Origin of the sequence: Paenibacillus sp. FSL R5-0701, assembly GCF_037973995.1 — a bacterium.
Classification (GTDB): Bacteria; Bacillota; Bacilli; order Paenibacillales; family Paenibacillaceae; genus Paenibacillus.
In genome coordinates, this window is the sequence record NZ_CP150230.1 from 2,727,177 (window position 1) to 2,747,743 (window position 20,567).

Annotated in this window: 14 protein-coding genes; 11 read left to right on the forward strand and 3 right to left on the reverse strand. The window is 45.8% G+C overall.

The features are described 5' to 3' along the window. Positions 1-62: 62 nt before the first annotated feature. The 6 genes from MKZ13_RS12800 to infC all read left to right on the forward strand — a co-directional run bounded on the left by MKZ13_RS12800 (position 63) and on the right by infC (position 8,559). Positions 63-2,423, forward strand: a complete 2,361-nt coding sequence (locus MKZ13_RS12800; RefSeq protein ID WP_221824946.1) for a putative PEP-binding protein — start codon at positions 63-65, stop codon at positions 2,421-2,423. A 115-nt stretch (positions 2,424-2,538) separates the two neighbouring features. After that, a complete protein-coding gene (locus tag MKZ13_RS12805) occupies positions 2,539-4,476 on the forward strand; it encodes an LTA synthase family protein (protein ID WP_221824945.1) in 1,938 nt (645 codons plus the stop codon). A gap of 235 nt (positions 4,477-4,711) precedes the next feature. After that, positions 4,712-5,719, forward strand: coding sequence for an LLM class flavin-dependent oxidoreductase (locus tag MKZ13_RS12810; RefSeq protein WP_221824944.1), 1,008 nt, complete (start codon positions 4,712-4,714; stop codon positions 5,717-5,719). A 74-nt stretch (positions 5,720-5,793) separates the two neighbouring features. Then, entirely contained in the window at positions 5,794-6,570 is a 777-nt protein-coding gene (locus MKZ13_RS12815) for a metallophosphoesterase family protein (RefSeq protein ID WP_313771518.1), read from the forward strand. A 443-nt stretch (positions 6,571-7,013) separates the two neighbouring features. Next, positions 7,014-7,946, forward strand: a complete 933-nt coding sequence (locus MKZ13_RS12820; protein WP_076217128.1) for a manganese-dependent inorganic pyrophosphatase — start codon at positions 7,014-7,016, stop codon at positions 7,944-7,946. 121 nt (positions 7,947-8,067) lie between these two features. Next, positions 8,068-8,559 carry a translation initiation factor IF-3 gene (gene infC, locus MKZ13_RS12825; protein ID WP_221824943.1) on the forward strand — a complete coding sequence of 164 codons (492 nt, stop codon included), beginning with the start codon at positions 8,068-8,070 and terminating at the stop codon, positions 8,557-8,559. Positions 8,560-8,744: 185 nt separating this feature from the next. Here infC and MKZ13_RS12830 read toward each other — a convergent pair whose 3' ends face one another. Continuing rightward, positions 8,745-9,569 (reverse strand): protein-glutamine gamma-glutamyltransferase, encoded by an 825-nt coding sequence (locus tag MKZ13_RS12830; RefSeq protein WP_221824942.1) that lies wholly within the window; start codon positions 9,567-9,569, stop codon positions 8,745-8,747. Between the two features lie 210 nt (positions 9,570-9,779). On the opposite strand from MKZ13_RS12830, the gene MKZ13_RS12835 reads away from it, so the two are divergent. Beyond that, positions 9,780-12,527, forward strand: a complete 2,748-nt coding sequence (locus MKZ13_RS12835) for a PAS domain S-box protein (protein WP_221824940.1) — start codon at positions 9,780-9,782, stop codon at positions 12,525-12,527. Between the two features lie 50 nt (positions 12,528-12,577). On the opposite strand, the gene MKZ13_RS12840 is transcribed toward MKZ13_RS12835, so the two are convergent. Further along, the gene (locus tag MKZ13_RS12840) at positions 12,578-12,790 is read right to left on the reverse strand and encodes a hypothetical protein (RefSeq protein ID WP_017688899.1); all 213 of its coding nucleotides are present in this window, start codon (positions 12,788-12,790) and stop codon (positions 12,578-12,580) included. A gap of 117 nt (positions 12,791-12,907) precedes the next feature. Then, the gene (locus MKZ13_RS12845) at positions 12,908-13,663 is read right to left on the reverse strand and encodes a hypothetical protein (RefSeq protein WP_339184425.1); all 756 of its coding nucleotides are present in this window, start codon (positions 13,661-13,663) and stop codon (positions 12,908-12,910) included. Positions 13,664-14,267: 604 nt separating this feature from the next. On the opposite strand from MKZ13_RS12845, the gene MKZ13_RS12850 reads away from it, so the two are divergent. The 4 genes from MKZ13_RS12850 to glgD all read left to right on the forward strand — a co-directional run bounded on the left by MKZ13_RS12850 (position 14,268) and on the right by glgD (position 20,229). Further along, complete coding sequence (locus tag MKZ13_RS12850) at positions 14,268-15,962, forward strand: M3 family oligoendopeptidase (protein WP_339184427.1); 1,695 nt, start codon at positions 14,268-14,270, stop codon at positions 15,960-15,962. 246 nt (positions 15,963-16,208) lie between these two features. Next, complete coding sequence (locus tag MKZ13_RS12855) at positions 16,209-17,360, forward strand: iron-containing alcohol dehydrogenase (RefSeq protein WP_221824933.1); 1,152 nt, start codon at positions 16,209-16,211, stop codon at positions 17,358-17,360. A gap of 569 nt (positions 17,361-17,929) precedes the next feature. Further along, complete coding sequence (locus MKZ13_RS12860; RefSeq protein ID WP_076217121.1) at positions 17,930-19,099, forward strand: glucose-1-phosphate adenylyltransferase; 1,170 nt, start codon at positions 17,930-17,932, stop codon at positions 19,097-19,099. Between the two features lie 26 nt (positions 19,100-19,125). After that, positions 19,126-20,229 carry a glucose-1-phosphate adenylyltransferase subunit GlgD gene (glgD, locus tag MKZ13_RS12865; RefSeq protein WP_221824932.1) on the forward strand — a complete coding sequence of 368 codons (1,104 nt, stop codon included), beginning with the start codon at positions 19,126-19,128 and terminating at the stop codon, positions 20,227-20,229. Positions 20,230-20,567 lie beyond the last annotated feature (338 nt).

Sequence of the window (20,567 nt, forward strand, 5' to 3'; positions counted from 1 at the left end):
ATCTGTAACGCAGGGTTTGAAGTCTTCAAGCATAGCCATGAACGGCGGATGGGAGAACTGTAATGACAAAACGGGTAATTCTGTTGGAAGAAGGTACGGCAGAGATGAAAGGGCTAATGGGCAGTAAAGGGGCTGATCTTGCAGAGCTAATCCATGCAGGGTATTCTGTGCCGGCCGGATTTGTAGTCACTACGGAATGCTGTCGCGAGTTCTGTACCCGTCTTGGACATCTTTCCAATGAAGGAGAGAAAGAGATTATTAACGCGATCCGGCATCTGGAACAGCAAACCGGGAAGTTCTTCGGACACTCGGAGAACCCGCTACTACTCGCGGTACGTAAGGACCAGGATCGAGCCTCAGCAACTGCGACACTGCTCAATGTTGGTCTGAATGATGTTACTGTGGAAGGACTCGCACGTCAAACCGGTGATCGGTTGTATGCACTCCAATGTTATCTAGATTACTTAAAGGAATATGGACAGCTGGTATATGCAATTCCGTCTGAATCTTTCACAGAAATATCGAGTCACGTCAAGGGTCGGGATGAAACGGAACTTGAATTAAGCATTACCAAATTTAAATATTTAATTGAAGGGGAGGGGCGTAACCCTTTTCCTCAAGATGTTCAAATTCAATTCAAAGAAGCAGTACGTGCGGTATATCATTCACAGCGTATTATAGCATCCAGATCTCAGGACGAGATCGTGCGTAAACCATATTACATCTCTTCGGAGCAAAGCGCTCCTGTTCTTATACAGACGATGATGCATGGAACATGCGGAGAATCAAGCGGGACCGGAACAATATATACACGTAACCCACTGACAGGAGAGAGGGGAATTACTGGACAATACGTCATAACCGGGACCTACCATCAAACGGATCAAGGTCTAGAGCGGTTAAGAGATGACGAACCTGAGCTGTACACAAGTTTGCTGGAGATTGGAGACCAGTTGGAGACGCGTAATGGAGAAGTGCAGGAAATCACCTTTGTGATTGAATCCGGCGCGTTGTATGTTGTGCAGACCCAGCCCGCACGATTATCCTCCACAGCCACACTAAGGAGTACTGTATATTTTGTGCATGAAGGACTCATCACCAAAGAGGATGCACTGTTACGCATAGAGCCTGGGCATATCACGGAAGTGTTGGAGCAATACTACACAGATTCTAACAGCGAAGCGAGCAATGGACATCTGCCCATACAGATCCAGCCATTAGCTAATGATGAATGTCCAGCTTATAACAACTCAGGTCCACCTTTATCAGCAGATCTGCAACTACTGCTCGATTGGGCTGATGAAGTGAAAGAGCTGAAGGTACTGGCCAATGCTGATCGACCACAGGATGCCCTGAAAGCACGGCTACTGGGGGCAGAGGGGCTAGGTCTGTGCAGGACAGAGAACATGCTGTTATCACCTGCGCGGTTCCCATTTGTACAAAAAATGATCCTGGCAGACAGTGAATCCGAACGCAGGCGTGGTTTGGAGCGTCTGTTGCCGATGCAGCAGTCTGATTTTGAACAGATATTCGAAGCGATGGATGGATGCCCGGTAACGATACGTTTGCTCGATTTGCCGTTACATGAACTACTACCGGATCTGGGAGTGTTGGAGAAACGACGTGAGTGGTTACAAGCAGAGGAGTGGCAGGAGCAAAAAGACCATCAGATTGAACTGGAGGAGCTGGAGCGCGTAATTCGCAGAGTCTGTGAATTGCATGAACATAATCCGACATTGGGGCAACAGGCTTGTCGGCTGAGTACAGTGTTCCCGGAAATCGTTGATATGCAGCTGGAAGCGATATTCCGCGCAGCGGTGAAAGGCATCCGGCAAGGCTGGTGGGTACGTCCCGAGATTATGATCCCGCAGATCGGTCATGTGCATGAACTTCAGGTTATGAGAGATCTGGTGGATCATGTGGCTGACCAAGTACTTGGTGAGGAGAAGCGGCATTGTCTCTATAGAGTGGGAGCGATGATCGAAGCTCCGAGAGCAGCGCTAACGGCGACTCACATTGCTCGCCAGGCAGACTTTTTCACGTTTGGCGCGGATGAGCTGACAGAGATGACATTTGGATATAGTCGCCAAGAAGCCGAGAAGCGATTCCTTCAACGTGATACGGACTCTCGTACGGTAACGAATAATCCATTCCATGTGCTGGACATCGAGGGAGTTGGACAACTGGTGGAGATGGCTGTAGTCCAAGGTCGAATTCGAAAACCTCATCTGAAGACAGGGATCTGTGGAAAAAATATTGTAGATCTGGTGTCGATTACGTTCTGCCACCGCATTGGTCTGGATTACGTAAGCTGTTTGCCTGAACAGATCCCTTATGCACGAATTGCTGCTGCACAAGCAGCCATTAAGGGACAGAGAGAGGGAGCGGACACGCAGAACACGGATATATCTACAATTGCGTAACGCTCACCCTGTCTTACACGGAACTTCCATGGAATAGCAACCAGAAAACTGTTATACTGAAATATGCGTTTTGTAAAATGAACGTAAAATTTCAGGGTAAGGGTTGAAGGCGACCATGTATAATTCCAAAAATGAACGAACTCCATCACGGACCTTATTCGCCGTGTTATTCATTCTTATGCTGTTGAAGCTGTCACTGCTGCGGTATTTCTTTTTCCAGGGTCTGTCCGGCATCGGTCTGTTAACTGACGCATTAGGCGCACTAACTGTGGTATGCCTGCTGGATCTGATCGTGCCCAAAGGCTGGAAGCGAGCAGTATACGGAGGATTCAATGTTCTGTTTTCTCTGGTGCTGTTCGCGGCTACGCTGTATAACGTTCATTTCAGTTCGGTACCCACCTATACTGTGCTTAGTGAACTGGGGCAAGTTGCTCAAGTGCGGGGAAGTATAGGGCCTCTTGTACGACCAACGCACTTTTTGTTTTTCGTAGACATTATCCTGGCGTTGCCAATATGGCTAATTATGCGAAGACGTTCAGCCGGGCGTAACCGCAACAGTTATCACGATAGCGGGTTGACGTTTGGCAGAATCCGGAGACGTTACTGGGGCAAGCTCGGCGTCGCGCTTACCGCCGCATTCTGCATCGTGCTGTCTGGCAGTTTTATTGTCAAAGGTGAAACAATTGATAATGAGCTGGTTCGGGCCGAGAATCTCGGTTTCCTGAACTATCAGGTATCGTCTGCCATTCTAACGAGCAAAGAGAATGAGGCCATTGCGAATGGTAACATTAACGAAACAATTGCCAAGATCAATGAGCTGGTTAGCCAGTATCCGTATCAGAATAAGTCAAGTGATGGTACAGCCGTGAAAGCCAAATATTTTGGTCAGGCCAAAGGTAGTAACCTGATTGTACTGCAACTGGAGTCCTTTCAGAATTTCCCGATTAATGCTTCATTAGACGGTCAGGAGTTAACACCGGTACTGAATGATCTGGCCAAAGAAAGCTATTATTTCTCTCATTTCTTCCAACAGATCGGACAGGGAAACACATCAGACGCGGAGTTCATGTCGAACACGTCTATCTATCCAACTGGCGTTGTTCCCATGTCAGCCGGGTATAGCGATCGTGATCTTCCCAGTCTACCCAAGGTACTGGCGGAAAAGGGATATGAGTCAGAGACGTTCCATGGGAATGACGTTACCTTCTGGAACCGGAACAAAATGTATCCGGCACTCGGATTCACTCGTTACTTCGACAAGCCCAGCTTCGAGAACGACAGATTCAATGACTTTGGACCATCGGATGAAGAGTTATATCGTGTAGGTGTGGAAAAAATGACTGCGCATCAGGCTGCGAATCAGCCGTTCTATGCTCAGTTCATTACGGCTTCAAGTCACTCGCCGTTTACGGTTCCAGCTGATCGTGCACGGATCACGATTCCTGCGACCATCACGAATAAACTGCTTCACGATTATCTGCAAGCGATCAACTATACGGACTACGCGGTCGGTCAGCTCATTGATGAGTTGAAAGCGAACGGATTATGGGATAACACAACGTTAGTGCTCTACGGGGACCACTTTGGTCTGCCTGCTGACGAAGAGATTACACAGCAAATCCAGGCGAATCTTGGCGTCCCTTATGACGGTAAAGTAAGTCGATTCAACATTCCGTTAATGATTCATACGCCGAAACAGACCAAAGGACAAGTGATTGAGCAGCCAGGCGGTCAGTTGGATATGTTGCCAACGATCATGAACCTGATGGGTGTCTCCCTTCAAGATGAGAAGTTTACTGCCTTCGGACATGATCTGCTCAACATGGACCACAATGCCTTCGGTATCCGGTATTACTTGCCGACGGGTTCATTTGTCAACGATGACATTATGTTTATCCCGGGTGCGGGCTTTGACGATGGAACAGCCTATTCGCTGAAGACTTACGAGACGGTAACGGATTTGGAACCGTATCGTTCCGATTATGAACATGTGCTCAGCTTGATGAAACTGTCTGACGAGTATGTGAAGTTGTTACCAAAACGTGCACCATAAATCAAAATTTCTGCAACAGGTCAGATCAAAAACGTCACCAGTTCAAAAGCTGGTGACGTTTTTTTGCATGTTTCTTGCACAAGTGTGGTAATAAAGAGAATAACTAAAGTTTGAAACTGTAATAATTAATGTTACAATGGAATGAGCAAGAATGAAGTGAGCAAAAGCGCGTAATATTCGCAGATCTCATATTCAAAGTACTTATGAACCTAACAGACGAGAGGATTGAATATATATGAAACTGAGTGTACTTGAACATGGACATATCAACGAAGGTCGAAATGTACAGGATACGTTGCAGGAAACGGTCAAACTCGCACAACATGCGGATCAATTGGGGTACTCCCGTTTCTGGATGTCGGAGCATCACGGTAGTGGTGCGCTGTCTTTCTCCAGTCCTGAAGTTATGATTGCACATGTGGCTGCCCATACGGATCGAATTCGCGTAGGTTCCGGTGGCGTTATGCTACCTCATTATAGTGCTTATAAGGTTGCAGAGAATTTCCGTCTGCTGGAAGCTTTGCATCCGGGGCGGATAGACCTTGGGATTGGCAGAGCACCAGGCGGCATGCCGATTGCCAGCAGAGCGCTGAATGAGGGGAAATCTTCGAATGTACACTTTTTCCCCCAACAGATTGCGGATCTCGGCGGATACTTTCATGAAGAATTGCCTGAGGATCATCGGTTCGCATCCCTTGTGGCGGGACCATCAGTTCCCACGGTACCAGAAGTGTGGTTGCTGGGTTCCAGCTCTGAAGGTGCAAGAATTGCTGCAGCGCAAGGGACGTCGTATGCGTTTGCCCAATTCTTCGGAACACCAGGCGGCGAAGAAGCGATGAAACATTACCGCAGACATTTCAAGCCGTCCATCCTGAATGACAAACCACATTCAATGATTGCTGTCTCGGCATTCTGCGCGGAGACAGAGGAGGAAGCCGCTGAAATTGCACGCAGCAATGAACTTTTCTTCTTACGCCTTGGACGAGGTCTTGAACAAAGTTCATTCCCATCTCTGGAGACGGTGAACAACTATCCATTCACAGCGATGGAGATGGAACAGATCCACCAGCGCCGTTCTTTTTCCATCGTGGGTACACCGGATCAGGTGAAAGACAAAATTACCGCAATGGCAGAACGCCATGAAGCAGATGAAGTCATTATTGCATCAGCAGTCCATTCGTTTGAAGCACGTCTGCGCTCATTCGGCTTGATTGCAGAAGCCTTTGGACTCAAGCAGGACTAATGGTGAGCAAGCGGGAATAACTACTCTAAACAGACTGGAATCTTGCTCTTGCAAGGTTCCGGTTATACTCTTGCGTGATCAGGGAGAGGAGAGATTCACATGCCAGATGTGTCATTAGTGATATTCATGGCTGTTACGATGAATTTAATGCACTGCTTAAGCTTGCAGATTATAATCCGCAGCAGGATGAATTAATTTTACTCGGTGATTATGTGGATCGTGGTCCAAGCAGCAAACAGGTCATTGAACAGATTATGCAGCTTCAACAACAGCACCATATTATGGTGATCAAAGGCAATCACGATGCCATGATGGTCAAGGCGCTTACCCAGGATGTTGAGCAATATGATCAACACTGGATTCGTAATGGCGGATTACAAACGATGGCAAGTTATCTGGACCTGGAGCTTACTTTTGATGAGCAACAGATAGATTGGGAAGCTTATGCTGAAGCTAAAAAGTGGATACGTACACACTATGAACACCATCTACGCTTTCTGGAACAGCTTCCGCTGGTGTACGAAATTCCGGGTTATATTTTTGTGCATGCCGGGATCAACCCGGATATCGAGGATTGGAGAAGCCAGTCCGAGCGGGACTTCATCTGGATTCGTGAATCATTCTATTCCAGACCAACGACGATTAGAGAGACGGTCGTATTTGGACACACCCCCGTGAAGCATTTGCATGATGAGACAGGCATTTGGTTTGACCCGAGCGGAGACAAAATTGGCATTGATGGTGGTTGTGCCTACGGAGCACAATTGAACCTGCTGGAGATTAGAGAAGACGGGAGTCTACAGACCCTTTTTGTACGGCAAGGGCAGAGCGCGGAAGAGCCTGAGATCTAATGTTTTCGTTGCTTATCAGAGTTTCATATGCTAATTTTTAAGGTTGTACGATGGAATAAACAGGATACATATCATATCGACTTGAGGGGTATGACCAAGTTTGGCTATTTTCAAAATGACTTGCCTGAGAATGATTTGCAATTAATTCGCTGTAAAGGGATTGGAATTAAGCCTTATTAGCGCTATAATCAGTAAGGGTATGATTAAATATGACATTTATTTTCTATATAAGTTCAACTAAACTTTTTACACGAGAACGGAGAGGACAGAAAAAAGCTGGAGAAGCGGAGCGTTCGCCTTTATCACCGGATTTTCCCTTTAAAAAGGGAATCAAAAAATCTGGGGATAACAGCGATCGGAAGGTTATTCTGTCATCGGAGTGGCAAGTGTAAACATTCTTTGGTTAAACTTATATAAATCAGAATTGACGGAGGGCTATGAATATGGAAAAAGCGTTAATCTTCGGTCACAAAAATCCCGACACGGATACGATCTGTTCGGCAATTGCCTATGCGGATCTCAAAACAAAATTGGGTCAGGACGTTGAAGCTGTTCGTCTCGGCGAAGTCAATGGTGAAACCCAGTTTGCACTGGATCAATTCAAAATTGCAGCACCACGTCTGATTAAAACAGCTGCAAATGAAGTAAACAAGGTTATTCTGGTTGACCACAACGAGCGTCAGCAAAGTGTAAGCGATATTGAGGAAGTGACTGTTGTTGAAGTTATCGACCATCACCGTATCGCTAACTTTGAGACAAGCGGACCTCTGTATTTCCGTGCAGAGCCTGTAGGTTGTACCGCAACCATTTTGAATAAAATGTACAAAGAAAATGGCATCGAAGTGAGTGCACCGATTGCTGGCCTGATGCTGTCTGCAATTATCTCCGACTCCCTATTGTTCAAATCCCCGACTTGCACAGAGCAGGACGTAGCCGCTGCACGTGAACTGGCTGCCATTGCTGGTGTAGATGCAGACACATATGGTCTGGACATGCTGAAAGCCGGCGCGGATCTGAGCCAAAAAACAATTGCTGAACTAATCTCCCTGGATGCCAAAGAATTCGTAATGGGTCAATCCAAAGTGGAAATTGCACAGGTTAATGCCGTTGACGTGAATGATGTTCTCGTGAAGCAACCTGAGCTTGAAGCAGCTATTGAAGCGATCATTTCCAGCAAAGGTCTCGATCTGTTTGTATTTGTCGTAACAGACATTCTGAACAACGATTCCGTAGCTCTGGCATATGGTACATCCACTAAAGCAGTGGAGAAAGCCTACAATGTGACGCTGTCTGATAGCAGAGCTATCTTGAAAGGCGTAGTATCACGCAAATCACAAATTGTACCGGTCCTGACGGAAGCATTCAACACGCTGTAACTCAAACCGATTGGCGTATTTGTACGCTGATATGTATTACAAATACGTAGCAACACCATCCTAGCCTGCTCTGATCCGTAAATGGTCAGGACAGGCTTTTGATGTAGAGGAGGAAGAAATCATGATCAAAAATGAAAAGATCAAAGCAGCCGAAGTGCAGTTGACCGGCCTGAATGGTGAAGATCTGGGTGTGATGTCCACGCAGGAAGCACTTCTACTTGCGAAGCAGCATAAGGTAGATCTGGTGTGCCTGTCCTTGATGACGAGTCCGCCTCCGTGCAAGCTGATTGGAGCTGAAGCGGCCAAAGCGGAAGCGCAGCAGGCGAAGAAAAAAGCGAGTAAATCCCCCGATAAACGTAAAGTAAAGGAAATTCGCTTGAACCTTGCGATGGAAGATCATGACCGGGAGACGAAGCAATCTCAAGCGGAGCGCATTCTGAAGAAGGGTGATTCGGTAAAACTCGTCATCCAGGTGCATGGAGCCAAAGAAGGAGTTGCAGGCAAGGAGTGGGCTGAGCAACTGAGCAAATCGCTGGCTGAATTCGGTAGCAAAACGACAGGTGTTCAGGTAAGTGGTAAACAGGTTGTTGTGCAACTGGACCCGATTGCTTAAACTGCCAGGAGCGATCCTCGATGTAGCACAAAGGTAAGGCGAATATTGATACCGTAATGATCTTTTAAATGTAAAGAAAGCCCAATGAGGTGGCAGGTTAACTGCTGCTGTATTGGGCTTGTTTGTCATCACTTGGATTGAAGTATCGTGCAATTTAATGTAAAAGCCGTTTCTGTTCCAGTAGTTCAGCTGCGTAAATAACGGCTGCCACCAAGTCGTACATATAACTGTCCGGGTAACACAGGCGTAGAACCAGCGGCCATATTATTCTGGTTGTTTTTGGCGAATCGGGATAAATAAAAGAAGTCCGGATAGATCACCATATCCATCAAGTAGGCGGAGACCCGACTACCTGGAACGCGGAACTGATTCAGGGTACGTATAATATCTTCGCCGCGTGCAATACCAATGCCGTGTCCGTAATACCAGTTCTCGCGCAGCATGAACGTATTCTCTCCCTGCCACTCGGGAGTTTCCGGAGAAACATCCGGATTCTTGAAATACAGCACATCTCCTGGCAGGGCGGTTTCGCTACCGTTTTTTTCGGTTAATCGCAGGTCACTGTCATAATGCCAGTCAAAGAGTAACAGATTTCGAAACAGGGAATTAAAGGCGTCTTCGCGAATGCTTCCCAGCACGCCACCATACAGCACAATAACGGTAGCTGTTGCACATTCAAAGGCATATAAGTGTCCATTCCTCCAGATATCCCGGATACCGTCGGCGGGGGACACGTTTGATCTTAGTTCGAACCCACCTTCCGCATTACGATTCCAGTAGGCAGGATTACATCTGGATTTTTCAAAGGATGCAAAACTCACACCACTTCGATCCAATCCTTCCGCTGCATCCACGAGAGAGCCCCTCAAGTCCCACTCAAAACGAAGATGATCCATGGATTGGTATACATACCTTGTAGGCCGATTCTGGAGTTGCTGTAACCAATGCCATTCAAAAGCAGACCATTCCGAGCGGTTCAGCTGGGCGGGTTGATTAGCAACAATGATCATGATCCATAACCTCCGTTCCTATTCGAATATTCAACTTTGTATAATCGGGAGAGCACGGGTATTGTGTAGTATATGTCGGTTCATGCAGGAATTTTGTCCGATCTCGTTTATTAATCCTTGCATTTGGGGTAGTACTCTATAGATGAAGTTATGTTCAGGTCGATCTATTCATACGGAATACATTCAGATTCTCATAAAGGAGGACATGTAATGTCGAAATCCATTACAGAGAGCCGATCTCTGTTTGAACAGTTGTATACGCACGCACCAATCGGCATTGCTGTCGCATCGCATGTAAATGGACGGTGGTTGCAGCTTAATCCTGCATTTTGCGAGATGCTTGCATACAGTGAAGATGAACTGATCGATACTTCGGTCATACATATGATCTACGAAGAAGATCTGCATATGGAGGAATTCCGCAGCAAGTTTTGGGAAATGACCCATGAAACAAGTCCGATGTACGAGACGGAGGTGCGTCTGAAACGAAAGGACGGTTCGTTATTATGGGCAACCATTAGAGCTTGTATTGTTAGGGATGAAACGAATGGTGAGCCCTTGTATTTGCTGGTACAAGCTGCTGATATTACGAAACAAAAAGATGCAGAGGAAATCCTCATTGTGCAACGTAAACAATTGGAAGAGAGCAGTCGCATCTCTCGGCTGTTGGCGGAGTCTTCACTAGACCTGATTGCAATACATGATGCCGATTCTAGTCGTACATTTAAATATGTATCAAATGCATGTAAAAGCATGTTGGGCTATGAGTTGGAAGAAGTTATAGGTAAGCCGGGAACATTTGTTATCTATCCGGAGGATGTGCCTTTGGTTGAAGCGTACGTAGAAGAGCAGAGAAAGGGTCTTGCTCCCAAACGGCTCAATTATCGCCTGCTACATAAGGATGGATCTACGGTATGGGCAGATACGATTACGCACTATGTATATGACGATGCAGGTGAATTGATGGAGATGGTCGCCGTAACCCGGGATATCACAGCCAGCCAGCAACAACAGTTAAGCATGCAGGAGTACAGATCGTTATTTGACTGCAATCCCCTAGGTGTGGCTTCTCTTGATCTGGAAGGCAATCTGCTGAAAGCCAATATGGGTCAGGAACAGTTGACAGGACACACCAAAGAGGAGCTGCTGAATCGACCTTTTGATCACCTCATTGATCCTGTAGATCTGGAGAAGACTCGATACCATTTTGAGGAGACGGTGAAGGGCAATGCACAGAGTTACGAGATAGGCCTAATTCACAAAAATGGGCAGCGAATTGAAACAAATGTGATTAATGTTCCTATTATACTTGAGGAGAAAGTTGTCGGGGTCTATGGGATTACCAGTGACATTACTGAGTCCAAACGTTACGTCGAGGAGATCGAGAATCTTAGTTATGAACGGGCATTGATTTTGAATGGCATGTCTGAGGGGGTTATTGGACTGGACCTGGATGGGAATCTGAACTTTGCCAATCCGGCCGCTGCGGAGATCATGAACTTCTGTCCAAGTGAAATGAATGGCAAACCATTAGAACAGATGATGATCCAAATGCAGAGCGATGGCATCCCATACCCATCCAGGGATACACCTATTCTACAGGCTGTTCGTGAGGGACGAGGTCTGCCGCGTACCGAATCCGTATTCTGGAGACAGGATGGGTCCAGTTTTTTGGCGGAGTTCCAATTGAAGCCGATTATGGATCAGGGTAGAACCCGCGGAGCAGTTCTGGTCTTCCGTGATATGACATCTGTTAAGGACATCATACGTGCCAAGGAAGCAGCAGAGCATGCAGACCGAGCCAAGTCCGAGTTTCTCGCCATCATGAGTCATGAGCTTCGTACGCCATTAAACGGCATCATGGGCATGGCCCATCTGTTAATGGAAACCGAGCTGGATGATGAACAGAAAGGTTTTACGGAAATTATGATTGATAGCGGCGAATCCCTTTTGTACATTTTGAACGAAATTTTGGATTTCAGCAAAATCGAAGCCGGCAAAATGGATCTTGAGCGCGCACCTGTAGATATTAAGGCGATGCTGGGCGGGGTGATCGAGCTGTTTGCACTGAAGGCATCAGAGAAAAATATTGAACTCTATTGTGAAGTGTCGGATCACATTCCTGAACGCATTCGAGGGGATGAGACACGAATCCGGCAGATTTTGATTAATCTGGTGGGTAATGCCGTTAAATTCACAGAGCAAGGCCGCATTGAGGTGAGCGTAGGTGCTGATTTCTCAGATGAGCATGGTCAGGATAAACTGATGTTGACCTTTAAGGTGAGAGATACAGGGATCGGAATTCCAATAGAAAAGCAGCATCAATTGTTCCAATCCTTCTCACAGCTTGATCCGGCCATCAATCGTAAGTTTGGCGGGACAGGTCTAGGCCTTGCGATCAGCAAAAAACTGGTTGAGTTAATGGGCGGAGCGATTGGCGTACAGAGTGAGATCGGTGAGGGGGCAGAATTCCAGTTCACCCTCGTAGTGGAGCGGTGGTTAGAGGAAAGTAATGATCCGATTGACATCACCACGAATGATGAACTGCAATTGGATCGAGCTAGTCTTGCCCATGACATCAAAATTTTGATTGCTGAGGATCAAACGGTCAACAGTCATCTGTTGGAGGAGATGCTGCGCAAGTTTGGCGGAGTATGTGATATCGTTGAGAATGGTGCACAGGCCGTCGATTCTTTGAACAAGGTTCAATATGACCTGGTGTTTATGGATATTCAAATGCCAGTTATGGATGGGATTGAAGCGACCTGCCACATCAGAAAGAGCCACCCAGACATACCGGTTATTGCAGCGATTACAGCTTTTGCAGGCGCCGGTGACCGTGAGGAGTGTCTGAAATGCGGGATGCAGGACTTTATCAGCAAACCGTTTCATTCCACGGAGATTAGCCGCGTACTGAATACATGGGTTCCATATATTCGCTCTCAAAGGGTAACGTAACGGAAAAATAACCTGCGCCTTGAAATTCAAGGTACAGGTTATTCTGTCATTTACGACCAGCCTCCGATTAAACCGGAGAGAGTCACACATTCGTCATCTTCCAAATCTGCAATCAGAGTGAGTTCTTCGTTGTCTTGTGGATCAACGGAGAATAATTCACGGCGTCCGTCCTCATGCACAATAATGACTAACTGATGGCCGCCCTTTGTATCAAACTGGTACTTAACTCCGATACCAGGTAGTGGGCATTCGCGGATATTCATGAAACTTGTCACCTCTTTAGCTTTGCTTAATAAAAAATTAACCGTTCACACAGTACGGATGTATTCTACTATCCATAACACCGTTTGGCAAGTCACAAATAAAATTGGTGTGAAGAATTAATTTTTTCCGCGATGTGACCTTGCACTTTGGTGCTGTCTGGCCCGTCTGCGACGAACAAAAAACCAAATGAGCAGAGCAGCGATTAATAGTAGGCCAATGACTGCCATGATAATGATGTTCCGAATATTGGGAACCTGTACAGTCAGATCCAGTTTATTCATCTGGAGGGGTGAAACGTGCCAAATCAGCGTTTTTCCGCCATCCTCTACCTGATCTGCATTGGAATCAGCTGCCTTGATGGGCAAAGACAACTTAAAGTCAAAGTTAACATCCTTTAACAAGAGATTTTTAAGAAAGCTGGGTACCTTGTTAATCTGATTTTTGATCTCACCATCGGGCATGGACTCCATGAGATCGGCTTCTGCTGTAATATGCATTTTGGAAGTGAAGAAGCCAGGTGAAGTTGATTGTTCAACCTTGATCCCTTGTGGTAACTTGGACGTATTAAAGCTGGTTTTATTGCTTTTTTCATAATGGGTGGTCGCTGTGAGTTGCTTCTGATCTCCTTGTTCCGAAACCTCTGCCTGGAAGTTATTTCGATTCAATGCATCTGCAATCAGAGGCATGAGATTGTCTTGTCCAATTTTTCCAAGAGCGGAGTTCTTTACGTTGAGATTGAGATCCAGATCCGTTGATCCATCCATATTTACCGTTAGATGGGCTTCTCCATCAGCACAAGCGGATAAAACAGATAACATAAGGGCTAATAAAACAGTAAGAAATAACTGACGTAAGGGGATGCGAGTTGACATGTCTTTCAACCTTTCTGCTTAAAAATCCAAATTCCATTTCATAGAAGTATAGTATACACCGTAAGCATGGCGGATGAAACTTTGCACCGTGCAGCGAGGTACGTATGATTTAGTGTGATCGGGGAAATAATCCATTTATTAAAATTAAAGATTTCGTATTTTTGTCAATGTTCGGTCAATTCAAATGGCGCTTCACCGTGTACACTAGTAGTAGTGTGATGAATATACGGAAGCAGGGAGGTTACATTCATGACATATATCATTATTATGGCTGTTATTATGGTCGTGGGCATGGTCGGAATGGGCTGGTTCTATCAGATTATGGATAAAGACCAAAGCTAGTATTGTTTAAATGTGAAAAGAAGAGAGACAACCTATAAGCTGGCTTCGCTAACGCGAGGCGGGCTTATTTGTGTGGGGAAAATGTTGAGGCACTGACCTTACATAAGTACGTAATATATGTAACCAGTCGTGTTGCACAATTTGACCGATGGACAAATATTTTTCGTAAAGATGGGATTTTTTAGCTGCTCTTTTGTATAATAGGGGGTAGTTTAACTCGGGATGCTCCCGAAATTCTGCCAAACAGGAAAGGGTGTACATAATGAAATTTAGTGAGTATACGTATACACGTCCGAATCTGGAACACATCAAGACATCTTTCCGTGAGCTGTTGAGCGGTTTTGAAGCTGCGGCAACGGTTGAAGAACAGAGTGGATTCATGGATCAGATTAACGCGCTGCGCAGTGATTTTGAGACACAAGCCCAATTGGTCTACATCCGTCATTCCATTGATACCAATGATGAGTTTTACAAGGCAGAGAACGAATTTCTGGATGAGAATGCACCAATTGTGCAGGAATATATTACGGATTTTTACCGCGCACTGGTTAACTCCAAATTCCGCAATGAGTTGGAACAGAAATGGGGTTCACAGCTGTTCCAGCTGGCAGATCTTTCACTGAAAACATTCAGCCCGGAAATTATTGAAGAACTCCAGAAGGAGAACAAACTTTCCACAGAATACAATCAATTGATCGCATCCGCCAAAATTCCGTTCGAAGGTGAAGAACGCACGTTGCCACAGCTTCATCCATTTGAACTGTCCACGGATCGCTCCATGCGTGAGCGCGCTTCGGAAGCCAGATACACTTTCATGGCTGAACATGAGGCTGAATTCGATCGCATTTACGATGAACTGGTTAAAGTACGTACACAGATCGCGAAGAAACTGGGTTATCCAAGCTATGTAGAACTCGGTTATGATCGTATGAACCGTACAGATTACAACGCCGAGATGGTTGCCAACTTCCGTGCACAAGTTCGCGATTATATCGTGCCTGTAGCGACCAAGCTCAGAGAGCGTCAGCGTAATCGGATCGATGTGGATACACTGTATTATTACGATCAGGGCTTCAGCTTCAAGACGGGTAACCCGACACCTAAGGGTGACGCGGACTGGATTATCGAACATGGTAAAAAAATGTACGCTGAATTATCGCCAGAGACGGATGCTTTTTTCCAGATGATGACCGAAAACGAGCTTATGGATCTGGTAAGCAAAAAAGGTAAACAGGGCGGCGGATATTGTACGTTCCTGAACGATTACAAAGTGCCGTTTATCTTCTCCAACTTCAACGGTACATCCGGTGATATTGATGTATTGACACATGAAGCAGGTCATGCTTTCCAGGTGTATGAGAGCCGTGATTTTGCAGTGCCTGAATACAACTGGCCGACATATGAATCGGCTGAGATTCATTCCATGAGTATGGAGTTCTTCACATGGCCGTGGATGCAGTTGTTCTTCAAGGAAGATACGGACAAGTACAAGTTTGATCACCTGTCTTCCGGTTTGTTGTTTATCCCCTATGGCGTAGCCGTGGATGAATTCCAGCATTTTGTATATGCGAATCCGGATGCAACACCAGCGGAGCGTAAGCAGGCATGGCGCAACATTGAGAAGACCTATCTGCCACACATCAATTACAAAGACAATGCGTATCTGGAGCAGGGTGGTTTCTGGCATAAGCAGGGTCACATTTTCTCATCGCCATTTTATTACATTGACTACACGTTGGCACAAATCTGTGCATTCCAGTTCTGGAAACGCAGCAATGAGGACATGAAGTCCGCATGGGCCGACTATCTGACATTGTGCAAAGCGGGAGGAAGCCTGTCCTTCACCGGATTGGTTGAACTGGCTGGATTGAACTCACCATTCGAGGATGGCTGTGTATCCTCCGTAATTGGCGATATTGAGGCATGGCTTGACGGCGTGAACGATAAGGCGCTGTAAGCCTTCGTCAGGATGCTTTTAGTAATAGTACCTTCAGTAAGGTATAAGTAGTGGATAAAGCTTTAAGATAGATAAGTAAGACGGCTTGGAGACCTTCGGGTGTCTGGGTCGTCTTTTTCATTATAGGTAAAAATCAACCTTCAGTGTAACATTTATCGGACTCATTGTGATTTATTTCACTATATCTGAAAACGGATTCAGTTACAATGGAGATAGTAAATCAGGGGTTACAGGAGGCTGGTTCAAATGGCAACACATGCATATTATGTTCCGCCCGTGAACTTGATGGGTAGAGGCTGTTTACAGGAAGCAGGTCAGATGATTGAACAGATGGGTATCCGCAAGGCGCTGGTTGTAAGTGATCGTCAATTGATTACTTCAGGCGTTGCTGAACAGGTACTGTCTATACTAAGAAAATCAGGGTTAGAATATGTTGTATATGATGAGGTTCAGCCTAATCCAACATGTCAGAATGTACATGATGGACTTCAAGTATTCCAGGATCATGGCTGTGACGCCATTATATCGATAGGCGGAGGTTCACCGCAGGATGCTGCCAAAGGGATTGGTATTGTAGCTACGAACGGTGGGCATATCCGTGAATATGAAGGACTGCATCAATCGAAACATAAGTCCGTACCACTTGTGGCTTTTAACACAACAGCGGGCACATCGAGCGAGGTGACAATTAACTACGTGATTACAGATGAGGAACGTAAAGTGAAGATGGTTATGGTAGACCGCAACAGTCTGGTCTCGCTGTCGGTTAATGATCCGGAGCTGATGCTCAGCAAACCTGCAAGTCTCACAGCGGCTACAGGAATGGATGCCTTGACCCATGCCGTAGAAGCGATGGTTACACCGGGTGGATTTACAGTGACAAGTGCGACAGCTGCAGCAGCTGTTGAATTGATCTTTGAATATTTGCCTAGAGCCGTGAGAGACGGCAGTGATCTGGAAGCGCGGGAACATATGACGTATGCGTGTTTCCTTGGCGGGATTGCTTTTAATAATGCGGGCCTGGGTTATGTCCATGCGATGGCGCATCAACTGGGTGGCGTATATGATCTGCCGCACGGTGTCTGTAACGCAATGTTACTCCCCTATGTGGAAGAGTTAAACGCCAAGCATGTACCCGGCAAATTCCGTCATATCGCTAAGGCAATTGGTATGAATGTGAAGGGTAGAAGTGATGAGGAGTGTTCCAATTACGTCATTGAGGCCATACGTCAGCTATCGAAGGAAGTAGGCATTCCTGAGAAACTGTCTGAATTGGGTGTAAAAGATCCCGATGTGGAACTTCTTGCGGATAACGCGATGAAAGATGCCTGTGCACCAGGCAATCCCTATCAACCGTCCAAGGATGAAGTGATGGAGTTGTTCCGCAAAATTATATAGACTGTTTCAGAAACGGATACATCAAAGTACAATCTTGTTGAAGCTAGAGGATCATGAACCAAGCAGGGTCCAAAAAATAACAGACAAAATGAGCCGGGATGGAAAGTCGGCTTTTTTGTCATGTGAACTCATACTTTTTACTTATTTTCCCATTTAATGATTGTACAAAAACTAAAGGATTTTGCTTCTCTATTATCGAATATAATATGAATAACAGCGGCACGAGAAAGGGTGATCTTACCCGCAACTTGATGTCGATGTTTTCCAGTAAGATTCCCCAGTCCGTTTCGTGTTTAATGTAAATAGGAGTAGTCTATTTCATTGTTCACGAGCTACACCTGAAGTTCTGCATCTAACATTCACCTCTGTAAGACAGTCAAGGCAATTCTACACCAGCATCATCTCTATTTCAGGCTTTACAATCCAAGAAGTTCAACTGCAATAAGATTCATCCAGTTACACATCTGTACAGCATGCTCCTAATCATGACAACAGTGTCCACACAACAGAATATCGATTATGGGCTCTGAAATGAATCAGAACGAATGCACGTGGAGGAGGCTGTAATGATGGCGAAAAAAGAAGTTGTAGCGATGCTACTTGCCGGAGGGCAAGGTAAGAGGTTAAAAGGATTGACCAAATCACTGGCTAAGCCGGCTGTATATTTTGGGGGCACGTACCGAATCATTGATTTTCCGTTGAGTAACTGCTCTAATTCTGGTATTGATACAGTGGGTGTATTAACTCAATATGAACCACTTGTCTTACATTCCTATATTGGCATTGGCAGTGACTGGGATCTGGATCGGAAAAACGGCGGGGTATACGTACTTCCTCCGCATGAACGTGAAGACGGTAGCAACTGGTACCGGGGTACAGCGGATGCGATCTTCCGCAACCTGAACTTTATTGAACAATTCGATCCTGAGCATGTGCTCATTCTGTCAGGGGATCATATCTATAAGATGGACTACGAAAAAATGCTCCAATATCACAAAGAAAAAGATGCGGATTGCACCATATCGGTCATTGATGTCTCCTTGGAAGAAGCCAGCCGGTTCGGTGTGCTGAATACCAACGATGACTATAGCATCTATGAATTCGAAGAAAAACCTCCTGAGCCCAAGAGCACACTTGCTTCCATGGGTATCTATCTCTTCAAGTGGGATGTACTGAAACGTTTCCTGATCCAGGATGAACAACAGGCATCCACCTCCTATGATTTTGGTAAAGATATCATTCCGTTATTGCTTGAAAATGAAAAATCCTTATACGCATATCCGTTCGAAGGGTATTGGAAAGATGTAGGTACCATTCGCAGTCTGTGGGAGTCGAATATGGATTTGTTGGACGAAGATACCCCGTTTAATTTGAATGACCCGGACTGGCGTATTTTCACACGTAATCCGAACCAACCTGCACAATACATCTCGCCTTCGGCCAAAGTGCGGAATTGTATTATTAGTGAAGGCAGTGTGGTGCATGGAGAGGTCAATCATTCCGTTCTGTTCTACGGAATTGAGGTTGGGGAGAACAGCGCCGTTATAGATTCTGTCATCATGCCAAGGGTGAAGATCGGGCAAAATGTGCGTATTCACCGAGCAATCATTGCAGAAGGATTGGTTATTCCGGATGGAACACAGATTTCGCCCGCACCGGGAGATGAGAGTGATATATTACTCGTCGATCAGGAAGAACTGGAGCGTCAGCTTCGCCAAGGAATAACCAGCAAGGCCTAATTGAAGCCAAAAGGACGGTGCATGCGATGAAATCATTGATCGGAGTTATTAACCTTGACCATGAACTTGAGGAATTGAAGGAATTGACGTACTTTCGCTGCGGAGCCGCGGTGCCTTATGCCGGGCGTTACCGTCTGATCGATTTTGTTCTATCTAATATGATGAATGCCGGAATTGAGAGCATAGGGGTATTTGTCCGTCGTAAGTATCGCTCGCTGATGGACCATCTCGGTGACGGCAAGCCTTGGGATTTGGATCGTAAGCATGGGGGCATGTTTATTTTACCGCCGGACTGGAACGACCCAACAGATACATCACAGGGGGACTTGCAGCATTTCCATAACAATCTGGACTTCTTCCGCAGAGGTGCAGGGCAATATGTAGTGCATGCGGGCAGTCGCCATGTGACCAAAGCAGACCTCCAGGATGTCTACAGGTATCACATCAGTAAAGGAGCGGACGTTACACTGGTCTGCAAAAAAGTGGATCAGCTGCTGCCTGAGCATGACGCCTGTGTCAAAGTTGATCATGACGGGGACGGTAACGTGGTGGACATTCACCAAAGCGCTAATCACGCGAATATATATACAGAAATTTTCATTATGGAAAAGGAATTGTTCCTGCGCCAGGTGCAGCGCTGCATTGATCATGGCGAGAGCCATTTCTTTCGGGATGTGATTCAAAAAAATCCGGATGGATTGAATATCGCTGCGTATGCATATGATGGCTATCACGCAGTCATCAATTCCATTGACAGTTATTACCGCAACAGTATGGATCTGCTGAACACAGGGCAATATGAACAGCTGTTCAAGGAAGATCCGATCCAGACCAAAATTAAATACGAAGCACCTGCCAAATATCTGGATACCGCCGATGTTAAACATTCACTTCTCGCGAATGGCTGCATTGTAGCTGGAGAGGTGGAAGACAGCATTTTATTCCGGGGCGTACAGGTGGCTAAAGGTGCCAAAATTAAGGGTTCAATCATCATGCAAAAATGCTACATTGGTGAAGGAACCGTACTTGAGAACGTCATTCTCGATAAAGACGTGAAGCTCACCGGAGGACAGACGCTGATCGGTGACCCGTCGAATCCATACATTTTAGCGAAAAGTACTATTATCTAATGCCCACACGTAACCGATATCTTCTATAAATATATATAAAATAAAAATCCTGTAGGATGGATTTAAGGTTCATACACTTTCGACGAATGAATTGCATCTTCGAAAGTTCTCACCAGCATGCAAACGTAGTGAAGGGAACGAAATCGATTCTGAAGCGTAGCGGTCGCCTAAAAGCTTTCTGCAAGAAAGCTGCTTCGAAAGCATATGCTGGTTTCAAATTTTATCCTGTATTATATAAATTCAACTTGAATAATTACACAAAACGGAGAGGACAGAAATGACCTGAAGAAGCGTAGCGCTCGCCTTTATCCCCGGATTTTCCCATTTCAAAAAGGGAA

What these genes read in the sequence shown, in the direction of transcription:
- glgD (WP_221824932.1), top strand. Translation starts at nt 19,126, where the DNA reads ATGAAATCATTGATCGGAGTTATTAACCTTGACCATGAACTTGAGGAA.
- MKZ13_RS12830 (WP_221824942.1), bottom strand. Translation starts at nt 9,569, where the DNA reads ATGATCATTGTTGCTAATCAACCCGCCCAGCTGAACCGCTCGGAATGG.
- MKZ13_RS12810 (WP_221824944.1), top strand. Translation starts at nt 4,712, where the DNA reads ATGAAACTGAGTGTACTTGAACATGGACATATCAACGAAGGTCGAAAT.
- MKZ13_RS12855 (WP_221824933.1), top strand. Translation starts at nt 16,209, where the DNA reads ATGGCAACACATGCATATTATGTTCCGCCCGTGAACTTGATGGGTAGA.
- MKZ13_RS12820 (WP_076217128.1), top strand. Translation starts at nt 7,014, where the DNA reads ATGGAAAAAGCGTTAATCTTCGGTCACAAAAATCCCGACACGGATACG.
- infC (WP_221824943.1), top strand. Translation starts at nt 8,068, where the DNA reads ATGATCAAAAATGAAAAGATCAAAGCAGCCGAAGTGCAGTTGACCGGC.
- MKZ13_RS12800 (WP_221824946.1), top strand. Translation starts at nt 63, where the DNA reads ATGACAAAACGGGTAATTCTGTTGGAAGAAGGTACGGCAGAGATGAAA.
- MKZ13_RS12860 (WP_076217121.1), top strand. Translation starts at nt 17,930, where the DNA reads ATGGCGAAAAAAGAAGTTGTAGCGATGCTACTTGCCGGAGGGCAAGGT.
- MKZ13_RS12845 (WP_339184425.1), bottom strand. Translation starts at nt 13,663, where the DNA reads ATGTCAACTCGCATCCCCTTACGTCAGTTATTTCTTACTGTTTTATTA.
- MKZ13_RS12840 (WP_017688899.1), bottom strand. Translation starts at nt 12,790, where the DNA reads ATGAATATCCGCGAATGCCCACTACCTGGTATCGGAGTTAAGTACCAG.
- MKZ13_RS12850 (WP_339184427.1), top strand. Translation starts at nt 14,268, where the DNA reads ATGAAATTTAGTGAGTATACGTATACACGTCCGAATCTGGAACACATC.
- MKZ13_RS12835 (WP_221824940.1), top strand. Translation starts at nt 9,780, where the DNA reads ATGTCGAAATCCATTACAGAGAGCCGATCTCTGTTTGAACAGTTGTAT.
- MKZ13_RS12805 (WP_221824945.1), top strand. Translation starts at nt 2,539, where the DNA reads ATGTATAATTCCAAAAATGAACGAACTCCATCACGGACCTTATTCGCC.